Below are 10841 nucleotides of genomic sequence, written 5' to 3' on the forward strand. Positions count from 1 at the left end.
GGCAAAAAATATTTGCCAAAGGACGTGATCTACAGAAAGAAGCAGCCCTTTACGTTCCCCATTCACCATATAATGGCTGAAACAAAATCTGTCCGGGAATACGTATTCGACACGGCATTCTCTCAAGATTCAATCGTGCGCGACTATTTCGATGTCGAACAAATTCAACAATTCAGGACCAGTGAAATGGATGAAAAAGCGTCCTCGTTGCTTTGGGCGCTGCTGGTGCTTCGGGAATGGCATGACGCCAACGTCAAACCAACGCAGGAGTGACAAATGCAAAAGTCAGAGAACTTAATTTATTTTGACGGTGAGTCAGAACTTGAAGGTCTGGTGTGTTACCCCGAGAGATCTGATGTTCGGAAGCTGCCATTGGTCATCATTTCGCACCCTTGGCTTGGCATAGACGACTTCGTTCAGGCATTGGCGCAAAAGATAGCGAGCCTTGGCTATGTTGCCTTTGCAATTGATATCTATGGAAAGGGAATACGCGGCAAGGAACATTCGGACGGGCATCGTCTGAAGCAACCCTTCCTTGATAATCCCGAATTGCTCTTGCGCCGGCTGCGCCTTGGTTATGAAAAGGCTGTATCCCTCGATAGAGTTGATACAGGCAAAGTTTCGGCTATTGGCCATTGCTTCGGGGGACTTTGCGTTCTCGAAATGGCAAAACTCGAAACCAATCTGTCCTCCATCATCAGCGTGCACGGTGTCATCTCGGAAGCAAAGATGTCACCCACCGACTATAATTGTGAAAAGGCATTTGTCATCAATGGTGCTGCCGACCCGCTGGTAAAACCAGGTGCTCTTGAAGAACTTCAGGAGCATTTGACGCGATGTAATGTCGATTGGACGGTCATTAACTTTGGCCGTGGCGGGCACGCTTTCACAAATCCCAAAGCAGACGGCAGCGTTCCGGGCATCAAATACGATCCTGATTTGGACGCTCGTACCTGGGCATTCGTTGTCGAAAGCCTCCGGGAAACTCTGGATTAAGAAGGGCGCGTACTCCAATGAATGAGAAGAATATCATCTTCCTGATCTGCAATCACAGGTCGGGTTCTACAATGCTCCAACAGATCTTGGGGGCGCACTCGGATATTGGTTTGCTGGCCTCACCTTGGTTCCTGTTTTCGGTGTCCTATGGTCTTCGCGATCTTGATTCAAAGAACCTTGGAATATCCGCTGAATATAATGCTGATGTTGCGAACAAAAATCTTCACGCCTTTCTGGGGAATTTTGAGAATGGTGAAGATTTATATTATGAAGCTGCAGGTAAGTTCGCGCTTCATTTGTACGAGCAGGCAATAAAGCATACCGGTCGGGATTTCTTCTTGGACAAGAACATCCGCTACCACATGATTTACCATCAGATGGCACGCATTCTACCTGAAGCGAAGTACCTTTTGCTCGTCCGAAATCCAGCTGCACAATTTGCCGGGTTGATGAAGTGGTTTGGCGAGGATGTATCCGTCCTGAAGGGGCGCCGCTCAGATCTTTTTGATGCCTATGAGAACATAAAGAACCTTTACGTATCTGAGGAATTCAAAGGGTACCGGATACGGTATGAGGACTTTGTGGCCGCGCCGTCGGATGGGTTGAAGTTACTCTACGAATACTTGGAATTGCCCTACCAGAACACTTTGTTCTACGGAAATGCCATCAAGGAAAAAACGGACACCGAAATATCGGGCTTTGGTGACGTGACCTCATTGCGAAAGAACAATGAGCCGAATTCGGACTACATCAGCAAGTGGGTCGGATACCTGGACACGGACAAAAAGAAATTCTTTGCCCGAAAGTGGATGGACTGGGCCGGACCCGAACTTTTCACTTCGATGGGGTACGATTATGAAAAGACATACGCCCTAATCCCCACCGATTTTGAACATCGCGCTGAGTATGAAAGTGCATGGAAAGAGCTTATCGGCGATGTCAAATAGTATACAAAGCAACAGCTTGAGCATGATTGTGCCGTTGGTGCTGTTTTCCTCCTTCATGATCATGCAAGCGAATTTCCTGGTTTTGCCATCGTTGGCAATCTACATCAGCGAAGAGTTTTCGCTGTCGAACCATGATGTCTCGATAGTGCTGGCATCGTTTTCCATAGCCGTCTGTGTGTCCAACTTTTGCTGGAGCCGAGTGCTGGACAGGTTCAATCGGAAAAAGATCCTGCTGGTTGGTGGTTTTCTGGTGTCAGGAGTTTTTCTTTTGACATCGCTTGTCTCCGGCATCCATTCCCTGATCCTTTCTCGGCTGCTGATGGCAGTTGTCATGCCCATGATGGGCGCGTCGATCTTGCCCTTTGTGGCTGACATGTACGAACCAAAGGATCGGCCTCGCATTATGGGCTATGTCATGTCGGCGGGCTATGTCGTAAGCCTCGCTTTGATACCTCTGGTGATCCTGGTGTCTGATCATTATTCCTGGAGGCTTGTTGTCATTGGTCTCGCGGCTTTCACTTTAGTTACCTTTGCCACTGCTTATCTGGGCCTCCCGACACCGGCGGATCCCCAGCCCAAACAGGCAGAATCAGGTCATGGGGTCAAAGTATTCAGCCCTGAAAACAGAACGACCCTGTTGATGCTTATTCGTAAGTTTCTGCAGACTGCGAGCATTTTCGCGATCTTTACCGTCTATCCAACCTGGCTTCATTCCGGCTCGCACGGGGGGAGCTTTTCAAGTTCGACAATGGCGCTGATCTTTTTCGTATCCGGTGTTTTGGGTTTTCTGGGATCCATGGTCTCGGGACGGCTGAATGACCTGTTGAGCCGGATTGCAACAAGGGTCGAGTCGTTGATGTCCGTTTCGGGGCTATGCGCCGCGTTCTGCATTCTGGTACCGATTTTCGGAAAGGGATTGCCGATCTATCAATTCCTTACCTATGCGCCGATGATCTTTTTCCAATCCATTTCGGTAGTGTTGTTGATGAATTCACTCATTGCATCGGCACCAGTAATGGCGCGGGGTTACATCAACGCGATGAGCAACATCGTGTTTCAGGCAGGTATCGCGGTCGGCAGCTATGTTGGATTTTGGATATTCGAACAGTTTTCGATAACAGCCGTCTTTGTGGTGGCGGGCGTGTTGCTCGTGTCTTCCGCAATTGAAGGTTCTCCCAAAACTGAAGCGGTCCATGAGGGATGACAAACAATGATCAACGATTTTTGCACTGCCATCTTTCCCTAACGTGAGACGAGCCCTGGCGGCGGGATAAGTCATAAGCTGATGCGCGATGCATTGGATTTTGGGTCGCTACCCAAGTTGCCACTTGCTGCGGAGCAATGGAATTTCAATCGGCTGGATTGCGGATCTTCCGCTCAACCCAGCAAGAGCTCCGCTGTTACATTTTTTTCGTTTCCAAAGAGGAGCACTAAAATGACAAAACGGACCCCGCGGCGAGAACCTATTCGCCATGTTGTATTCTTTAGCAGCAAGGATCCAGGCGATGTTGAACGTATCGCCGATGGTCTTTCGATGTTGGCGAAGATCCCGACCGTGAGCCATTTTGAAGTGGGAAAAAACCGGAAACAGGACAGCTTCTCCAACGAGGTGGATGTAATTGTTTATGCCGAATTTGAGGACGAATGCGCGATGCACGCCTATCGTTCCCACCCGATCTATCAAGAATGCATTGAAATTGTCCGGCCCCTTAGAGAGCTCCGCATAGCCGCGGATTTCCAGGTGCCTCATCCCGGCAAGTGACAGACTGCTGATCTGTGGCCGTTCATGGAGGCGTGCCGCAATGTCCAGAGCGGTGAAGGGAGGTCGCCATGACGCGCGCATCTGACAAGGAATATTCCGACATACCCGGCACGATCGTCTTCGACAGCGACCGGGCGGAAGAGGGCTATCACCTGAACAAATTCTGCATATCGCTTCGGTTGCAAAGGAATCGCAATGCATTCAAGGCAGACCCGGAACGGTTTATCGATGCCTTTCCCATGACTGTCGATCAGCGTGAAGCTGCATTGAACCAGGACTGGAACCGGTTGTTAGAGCTGGGGGGCAACATCTACTACACCTCGAAGCTTGCAGCTTTCCACGGGATCAATTTCCAGGAACTGGCTGCCCTGATGACTGGTATGAGCGTGACCGACTATCGCGCGATGATGATCGCAGGCGGGCGCGGGATCGAGGGCAACCGCTATGTGCATGAGTGGGAAAACAAAGATGGCTAAAATCACCTCAGGCGTCGCCTGTAGTCATGCGCCCGCCCTTGGCGTTGCCTCGGATTCGGGAATTTCGAACGATGACTACTACGCTCCGATTTTTAAAGGTTTCGAATACTCGAAAGAGTGGATTGCCAAGGAAAAGCCGGACCTCATCTTTCTTGTCTATAACGATCACTGCACAGCCTTTGATGCAAGTATGATCCCGACCTTTGCGCTTGGCTGCGCCCATGAGTATCCCCCTGCGGATGAAGGGTGGGGCCCTCGCCCGGTACCGGTCGTCAAGGGTCACCGAAAGCTCAGCGCGCATATCGCCCAGTCACTGATCCTCGACAAGTTCGACATAACTATCATGAACGAGATGGAGGTGGATCACGGGTTGACTGTGCCTTTGACCATGATGTTCGGCAGACCCGAGGAATGGCCCTGTCCGGTCGTTCCGTTGGCGGTGAACGTTGTTCAATATCCAGCCCCTCTGGGTGCACGTTGCTTTGCTTTGGGCAAGGCTATTCGCAAGGCGATCGAGAGCTATCCCGAGGCCCTGAAAGTCTGTGCCTTTGGCACAGGCGGAATGAGCCATCAACTTCAGCATCAGCGCGCTGGCTTGATCAACTCGGAGTGGGATGCACGCTTCATGGATTTACTGATCAATGACCCCGAGCAGGGGTGCCGGATCAGCCACGTGGAATATCTGCGCGAGGCCGGGTCCGAAGGGATCGAGCTGGTCATGTGGTATGTCATGCGCGGTACTCTCAATGAAGATGTGAATGAGGTACACCGGTTCTACCATGTTCCTGCCTCAAACACGGCCGTAGGCCACCTGATACTTGAGAATAGATAAATGGTGAATATCGGTATTGCCGGGGCCTATGGGGCCTTCGGTCAGAAACACTTGGACGCGTTGGATAATATCCCGGACGCGAAGGTCACCACGATCTTCGGCCCCGATAAAGATAAGATCGAAGGGCTTGCATCGGAAAGGGGAATTGCCAAGGCATGCTCCAACTTTGAGGATTTTCTGGCCTCCGATGTTGAAGCGATAATCCTGTCGACACCGACGCAATTGCATGCCGAGCAATCCATCGCTGCGATGCGCGCGGGTAAACATACATTTGCAGAGACCCCAATGGCAGACAGCCTTGCGGACGCGCTTGCGATGGAGGAGGTGCAAAAAGAGACCGGTGTAGTGGGTATGGTTGGTCATGTGCGCCGCTTCAATCCTTCGCATCAATGGATCAAGAACCGCATCGACGCCGGCGAATTCAACATCCAACAGATGGGCGGGCAGACGTTTTTCTTCCGACGCAACAACACCAACGCCAATGGGGGGCTGCGTTCATGGACAGATCACCTTCTCTGGCACCACGCCTGCCACACCATTGACCTGTTCATGTACCAGACAGGAGAGATGCCTTTAGAGGTCTTTGGCTTACAAGGCCCGGCGCACCCTGATCTGGGCATCGCGCTGGATATGACCATTGGGATGAAGACGCCGAGCGAAAAGCTTTGCACCTTGTCACTGTCCTTCAACAACGATGGCCCCTTTGGCACCTTCTTTCGCTATATCGGCGACACTGGCACTTATATTGCGCACTACGACGATCTGATGGACGGGCGCGAAAACAAAATCGATCTTTCTGGTGTGGCGGTCAGTAACAACGGTATCGAACTGATAGATCGCGAGTTCATTTCTGCGATCCAAGAAGGCCGCGAGCCGAACTCCAGCTTTGCTCAGGGGCTGGCGGCGATGCAGGTTATGCAAAAGCTCGAAGATCAAATGGGCGTGCTTAAGGCCTAAAAGGGATGTTGTCACGTTAACCCTGGGCTCAAAGAGAAATCCTAATGCTCAGATTTCAAGCTGCTCGGGTAGCGTCATTCCAGACGTCAAATGCCCCAAGACGGTGATATCGGATTGTTAAGGCGGAGCGGCGGCGTGTGTCGCTTGGCAGTTAAGCGCAAGAAAACGGCTGATTGAGAGTGTTTAGGGAGTTAATTATGAGAATGGTGGCGTTCAGATTCTCAGATTAATTGCATTTGGGTAGAGTGTCCTATTCGGGAAGCGCTGGCGAATAACGGCATCGCTTCTCGGTCGAAACGACGCCGGTGCAAGCCCAAGGTGGACTGCCGCAGCATGTAAAGCATTACTGCCTCTGTTTAACGGCAGCTACGCCTTTGCCAAACTTCAGGGCGAGAGCAAACACGATGATGTACGGCCAAGACAGTATACGGAAGCGGCCCGCGTCGTTCAGGCGCCTGCTTTGTTCCTGGAGTTGTATGAGTTCAAGCTCGGTCTCATCAACTCTGCTCGATTGTTGTTGTACGGATTGGTTCCACGCTGCATATTGCCCGTTCCGCAAGCTTTCCGGTGTTCTCAGGCATGCTTCGAATCCAAAGAGAAGGGCCATGCCATCATTTATGGTGGCTTCATATCGCCTCCGCATCCAATCCTGTTCTTCTTCATTTAGTCGAAGATCGCTGAGCATCTGGGCTGCGCTTTGCTTGAGCGATGGGCGAAGTTCGTTGATGTACTCATAGGTGGGATTGAATTCGAGCGGATGAAATCCTTTTTTGAGGCCCCGAAAGTAGTGTTCGGAAACTGCACTTGTAAGGAAAGTCGCAAACGCACCATTTTCGGAAATCTCGGTAAGAATTTTTGGTGCCTCTTCGCAGACAGCGTACAGGTCGTGTGACCCATTGTAGCCAAGGAGCAGGCGTTGCCCTTCTGCAATGATTGGCAAAAGGTCGGCCGAAACACTGCAGCTGGGAATATGCTTGAAGTCCTTACAGCTGCGTCCGCTCCGAGAGATGATTTGCAAAAATTCACCACCCTGCCGGACTAATTTTGTACCTGACAATTGCGAGTTGAGTATGGGTCGCTCCGACTGGATGCGATCAAGATCCCTAAGAAGCTCGTCTCGTCGATCTTCGGTTGCAATGCTTGTCCTAAGATTGGCCGACTCAAAATAGAAAACAATGACTCCAGCAATAGCTAGTGGGTATTAGATGAGATCAACATACGACCACCCTCGGGCCCTTGGTTTGAAGTAGCCAGCCAGCCCTGCGAGCACGAGAACGAGTAACACATAACCAATAAGCAGCATTTATCGGCTCTCCTGTCACAAACTACACCGGTTATACTGTCGCACTCATAGCACGCTCGTCCATGAATTTGGAGTCTGATCCCGCGAACCGATTGTAAAGGGGCTTGTCGCAAGTGTTTGGGTAGATTGCGGGATGCTAAATGTTCTCAAAGTTCGGGCGAAGCCTTGCTGCGAATTTGGGCATTCCTTTTGCGGTCAGGTCAGTCAGAAATTCGCTTCTGGTCATCGATGGGTTGCCATACCTTTGACGAACCGTCCTAACAGCTTTGATTGCCAGAGGCGGATTTAGTTCAAACTGTCCTACTAGAAACGTGTCAGGGTCGATGGCTTCCAATTCATGCTCTTCGAGTACGTCTGCAGGAAAGTCTTTTATGTTATTCGTTACGATCTGTTGAGCGTTTGCGGCAATCGCTGCGGCAACAACATGTCTGTCGTCGGCGTCCGGTAAGCCTTCGATGCCCTCGATTAATGGCCGATGATGATCAATCCAGTTCGCTTCAAAGGCAGATTTCATAATCGCAATTGTTCGATCAATTTTGTCTTGTGTTGTTGCGTGGTTTGCCAACACATTTCGGGACCACTCCTCCATGATTTCATCGGTCCACACGGCCCTAAAGAGACCGTGGTGGACCAATGTCAAGAGAATGTCGCGCATTCTGTTTGGGTAAATCACATTTGCGTCTAAGACGACGCAAAATCCATCTGCTACAAAGTCAGTCGGCATCAATCTCCTGTCCAAGCGCGGCTAGTTCATCCAGCGCACCTGATTGTTCTTCATCTCGTTTGGCCTTGTAAGCCATCACATCTTCGAATTTTATCCGTCTATGTGTGCCGACCATGAAATGATCAATGTCGCCGCGCTTTAGCAGTTTCGTTAAGAATGGCCGCGATACATTCAACATGCTTGCCGCCTGTGTGGTCGTCAGATCGGCACCGGTTGGCACCAATGTAACCATGTTGCCGCTGGCAACTTTGGTCAATAAGTCAATCATCAGGCCGCTTATGGCTGGTGCAATGTGTAGTTCGTTATCTTCTGTACCAGCGACGACCAATGCGCCATTTGCATCTAGTGAGTTTGCGAGTGCAGCCGCCGCATGTGCAGCGCTGTCAATCTCTTCGGGTGTCGGTAAACGATGATCCAAAGCGTCTGGCTTTGCCCTTTCAATTGCTGCAGCCATTGTTTTATCTCCTTCTTTATCAAAAAAGATATGCATGTTTGTTAGCGTGCACAAGTGAAATAAGTGTAATAAGTGAAGCAAATGTTATCACGTGTTTGAAATCTTCCGTGATTCACGTTCCGCACTAACAAGCTTCTGATTGTCTAAATTGGCCAATTCGCACTCAATTCGGACCAGTTTATGCGGAGCATGGGAAAGGGCTGTCGCTCAAGCCAGCAGAAAAGGCTGTTTGGGATGAATTTGTTTATCGACAGTTCTCGCGAGCACCGGACGCTTTTGACCGCTTAGGTTTGACGGGTGAATTCGATCAGGATTGGGATGAAGCAATCGAAGACTTGGAGCGCGTGAGAGGTTCGCTTGATCCTGCCTTGAAATCTCAGCTTCGCGATCCTGCGAAAAGAGATCGCCGGTTGCAGAACGTAATGGTGAAAGCCAGATCAAACTCTGGAGAGGATATGTTGAAGGTCCTTTGCCAGCGTGGAATTATGGTTGCTTTCATCGAAGCCCAAAACAAGAGCTTTGTTATTGGTGATCACCCACAAATTCGTATGGGGGCAACGGGGCACCTCGGGGACCACCAAACCGAGTTCTGGATGCCGATCGCTCCGAACGTTGCAGTATCTCCTTGGGGCAATGTTGGTGCCGTTGATCGGCACATTATGAAGCCAGATGATGTCCGTCGGCTGAACACGGAAATCTTTAAGAACAGCAACCTCATCGCAGGACGGTCGCCCCAATTGGTTCGTTCGCTTGCGGGACTGTGACGCTACAAAATGATGTTGATCGCCTCCAATTGCTTCAGTTCGAAAAAATGCTGTCGCGGTGGGATTACTTCCGACGCTTTTGTGTGCTGGATAACCATCGATAATTCGCGCTTATCGTTGTGTTGTGCGTGGTGTGTAACTTACTGCGCTTTTAGTCCAAGTTTACTATTCACCGACGCGAAATTCAGATTTGGGGCACGGCAGTCAGAGTTTCAGTTGGTCAATCTTCAGGTTTCAACTGGTCGAGCATTGACTTTCAATTGGTCGAGAACGTGCTTTCAAACGGTCGGAATTGAAAGACAGTTGAATGTATCCTCGCTTTGCGAAAACAAGGATTGAAGACGCTCTAGCTGACACCCGTGTCGTCCTCATCGCCGGGCCCAGGCAGTCCGGAAAAACGACCCTGGCAACAGATATTGCTGCGGATAAGATTCCGTTCTTCACACTTGATGATCCGACCGTGCTGGCAGCAGCGACAAACGATCCCGTTGGTTTCCTACGTGGCTTGGATCGAGCTGTAATTGATGAGATCCAACGCGCGCCGGATCTTTTATTGTCCATCAAGACAGAAGTTGACAGGAATAAAAGTCCGGGGAAGTTTCTCCTAACCGGTTCTGCGAACCTCATGACCATTCCCAAGGTCGCAGACTCCCTTGCTGGTCGGATGGAAGCAGTCAGGCTCCTGCCTCTTTCACAATCCGAAATCACTGGCAAAAAATCAAATTTTCTGGACAACGCTTTTTCACGTAGCACACCAACAATACAGAATGCAGTTGTGGGGCAAAATCTGATCGAGATCGTTTTGGCCGGTGGATATCCAGAAGCAATCAGCCGGCGAAGTTGGGGCCGTCGGCAAGACTGGTATCATGGTTACATTGACGCGATCGTCCAACGTGATGTGCGAGATGTGGCACAGATCGAACAAATCTCGATCATGCCGAGGCTCTTGAGCATCTTGGCTGAGTATTCCGGTCAATTGGTAAACTATTCAGGCATTGGTGGATCGATAGGTCTCAACCACGTCACTACTCAAAAATACCTGCGCATTTTCGAGAGTCTGTTTATCGTTCATACATTGCAGCCGTGGTTCACCAACAAGTTGAAACGCTTGACCAAATCGCCGAAGCTCCATTTTTTCGACGCTGGCCTTCTTGCCGCGTTGCGGGATGTCTCCCCGGACGTCGTCCAAAAGGACAAGACCACCTTCGGCGGGATCCTAGAAACGTTCGTGTTTAGCGAATTACGGAAAATCGCAACTTGGAGCGATCAGCGCTGCTCTTTCACCCACTTTAGAGACAAGGACAGAAATGAGGTCGCTATTGTGATCGAAAACCGACGCGGTGAAGTCGTCGGTATCGAGGTCAAATCCTCTGCAACAGTGATGTCGAAAGATTTTTCGGGAATGCGAAAACTTGCAGAAGCATGTGGCGACAAGTTTGTCCAGGGGATCGTTCTCTATGACCATGACCAGGTCGTACCGTTTGCCGACGATATGTATGCCGCACCGATTTCCAGCCTGTGGTCATCACGATGAACTCTTCGGGAGAACAGTGCATTCAGGGCCTAGCCAACTTTCTATAAAAATATCTGCTCGGCAGGCGGCATTCCAAAGTCGGGCTTTGATCA

13 protein-coding genes are annotated in these 10841 nt (G+C 50.4%); 10 read left to right on the top strand and 3 right to left on the bottom strand.

All coding sequences use genetic code 11. The features are described from left to right. From K5905_RS17180 to K5905_RS17215, 8 genes are all read left to right on the top strand, one after another. Window positions 1–273, top strand: a 273-nt coding sequence (locus K5905_RS17180; protein WP_297586035.1) for an asparagine synthase-related protein, incomplete at its 5' end; no start/stop codon positions are given. A 3-nt stretch (window positions 274–276) separates the two neighbouring features. Beyond that, complete coding sequence (locus K5905_RS17185) at window positions 277–996, top strand: dienelactone hydrolase family protein (RefSeq protein WP_297586037.1); 720 nt, start codon at window positions 277–279, stop codon at window positions 994–996. A gap of 17 nt (window positions 997–1013) precedes the next feature. Beyond that, window positions 1014–1943, top strand: a complete 930-nt coding sequence (locus K5905_RS17190; RefSeq protein ID WP_297586039.1) for a sulfotransferase — start codon at window positions 1014–1016, stop codon at window positions 1941–1943. Then, on the top strand, window positions 1933–3147 hold the full coding sequence (locus tag K5905_RS17195; RefSeq protein ID WP_297586040.1) for an MFS transporter: 1215 nt from the start codon (window positions 1933–1935) through the stop codon (window positions 3145–3147). Before K5905_RS17190 ends, K5905_RS17195 begins: the two co-directional genes overlap by 11 nt. A gap of 81 nt (window positions 3148–3228) precedes the next feature. Beyond that, a complete protein-coding gene (locus K5905_RS17200) occupies window positions 3229–3705 on the top strand; it encodes a Dabb family protein (RefSeq protein ID WP_367186979.1) in 477 nt (158 codons plus the stop codon). A 68-nt stretch (window positions 3706–3773) separates the two neighbouring features. Continuing rightward, the gene (ligA, locus tag K5905_RS17205; RefSeq protein ID WP_297586043.1) at window positions 3774–4181 is read left to right on the top strand and encodes a protocatechuate 4,5-dioxygenase subunit alpha; all 408 of its coding nucleotides are present in this window, start codon (window positions 3774–3776) and stop codon (window positions 4179–4181) included. After that, window positions 4174–5013, top strand: a complete 840-nt coding sequence (locus K5905_RS17210; protein ID WP_297586045.1) for a class III extradiol dioxygenase subunit beta — start codon at window positions 4174–4176, stop codon at window positions 5011–5013. The genes ligA and K5905_RS17210 overlap by 8 nt, the downstream gene beginning before the upstream one ends. Continuing rightward, window positions 5014–5970, top strand: a complete 957-nt coding sequence (locus K5905_RS17215; protein WP_297586047.1) for a Gfo/Idh/MocA family oxidoreductase — start codon at window positions 5014–5016, stop codon at window positions 5968–5970. A 343-nt stretch (window positions 5971–6313) separates the two neighbouring features. On the opposite strand, the gene K5905_RS17220 is transcribed toward K5905_RS17215, so the two are convergent. The 3 genes from K5905_RS17220 to K5905_RS17230 form a co-directional block, all read right to left on the bottom strand. After that, on the bottom strand, window positions 6314–7027 hold the full coding sequence (locus tag K5905_RS17220) for a hypothetical protein (RefSeq protein ID WP_297586048.1): 714 nt from the start codon (window positions 7025–7027) through the stop codon (window positions 6314–6316). 382 nt (window positions 7028–7409) lie between these two features. Continuing rightward, window positions 7410–7997 (bottom strand): PIN domain-containing protein, encoded by a 588-nt coding sequence (locus tag K5905_RS17225; protein WP_297586059.1) that lies wholly within the window; start codon window positions 7995–7997, stop codon window positions 7410–7412. Next, the gene (locus K5905_RS17230; protein ID WP_297586051.1) at window positions 7987–8487 is read right to left on the bottom strand and encodes a helix-turn-helix domain-containing protein; all 501 of its coding nucleotides are present in this window, start codon (window positions 8485–8487) and stop codon (window positions 7987–7989) included. The genes K5905_RS17225 and K5905_RS17230 overlap by 11 nt, the downstream gene beginning before the upstream one ends. 164 nt (window positions 8488–8651) lie before the next feature. On the opposite strand from K5905_RS17230, the gene K5905_RS17235 reads away from it, so the two are divergent. Together K5905_RS17235 and K5905_RS17240 are read left to right on the top strand one after the other, a co-directional pair. Further along, window positions 8652–9215, top strand: a complete 564-nt coding sequence (locus K5905_RS17235; RefSeq protein ID WP_297586061.1) for a DUF4238 domain-containing protein — start codon at window positions 8652–8654, stop codon at window positions 9213–9215. Between the two features lie 307 nt (window positions 9216–9522). Further along, a complete protein-coding gene (locus K5905_RS17240; RefSeq protein ID WP_297586053.1) occupies window positions 9523–10749 on the top strand; it encodes an ATP-binding protein in 1227 nt (408 codons plus the stop codon). The last annotated feature ends 92 nt before the right edge of the window (window positions 10750–10841 follow it).

Origin of the sequence: Roseibium sp. (assembly GCF_025698965.1) — a bacterium.
In the GTDB taxonomy this organism is placed as follows: Bacteria; Pseudomonadota; Alphaproteobacteria; order Rhizobiales; family Stappiaceae; genus Roseibium.

Excerpts from the sequence above, each read along its gene's own strand:
- K5905_RS17225 (WP_297586059.1), bottom strand. The coding sequence starts at position 7,997 with ATGCCGACTGACTTTGTAGCAGATGGATTTTGCGTCGTCTTAGACGCA.
- K5905_RS17190 (WP_297586039.1), top strand. The coding sequence starts at position 1,014 with ATGAATGAGAAGAATATCATCTTCCTGATCTGCAATCACAGGTCGGGT.
- K5905_RS17195 (WP_297586040.1), top strand. The coding sequence starts at position 1,933 with ATGTCAAATAGTATACAAAGCAACAGCTTGAGCATGATTGTGCCGTTG.
- K5905_RS17230 (WP_297586051.1), bottom strand. The coding sequence starts at position 8,487 with ATGCATATCTTTTTTGATAAAGAAGGAGATAAAACAATGGCTGCAGCA.
- K5905_RS17240 (WP_297586053.1), top strand. The coding sequence starts at position 9,523 with ATGTATCCTCGCTTTGCGAAAACAAGGATTGAAGACGCTCTAGCTGAC.
- ligA (WP_297586043.1), top strand. The coding sequence starts at position 3,774 with ATGACGCGCGCATCTGACAAGGAATATTCCGACATACCCGGCACGATC.
- K5905_RS17185 (WP_297586037.1), top strand. The coding sequence starts at position 277 with ATGCAAAAGTCAGAGAACTTAATTTATTTTGACGGTGAGTCAGAACTT.
- K5905_RS17210 (WP_297586045.1), top strand. The coding sequence starts at position 4,174 with ATGGCTAAAATCACCTCAGGCGTCGCCTGTAGTCATGCGCCCGCCCTT.
- K5905_RS17215 (WP_297586047.1), top strand. The coding sequence starts at position 5,014 with ATGGTGAATATCGGTATTGCCGGGGCCTATGGGGCCTTCGGTCAGAAA.
- K5905_RS17200 (WP_367186979.1), top strand. The coding sequence starts at position 3,229 with ATGCGCGATGCATTGGATTTTGGGTCGCTACCCAAGTTGCCACTTGCT.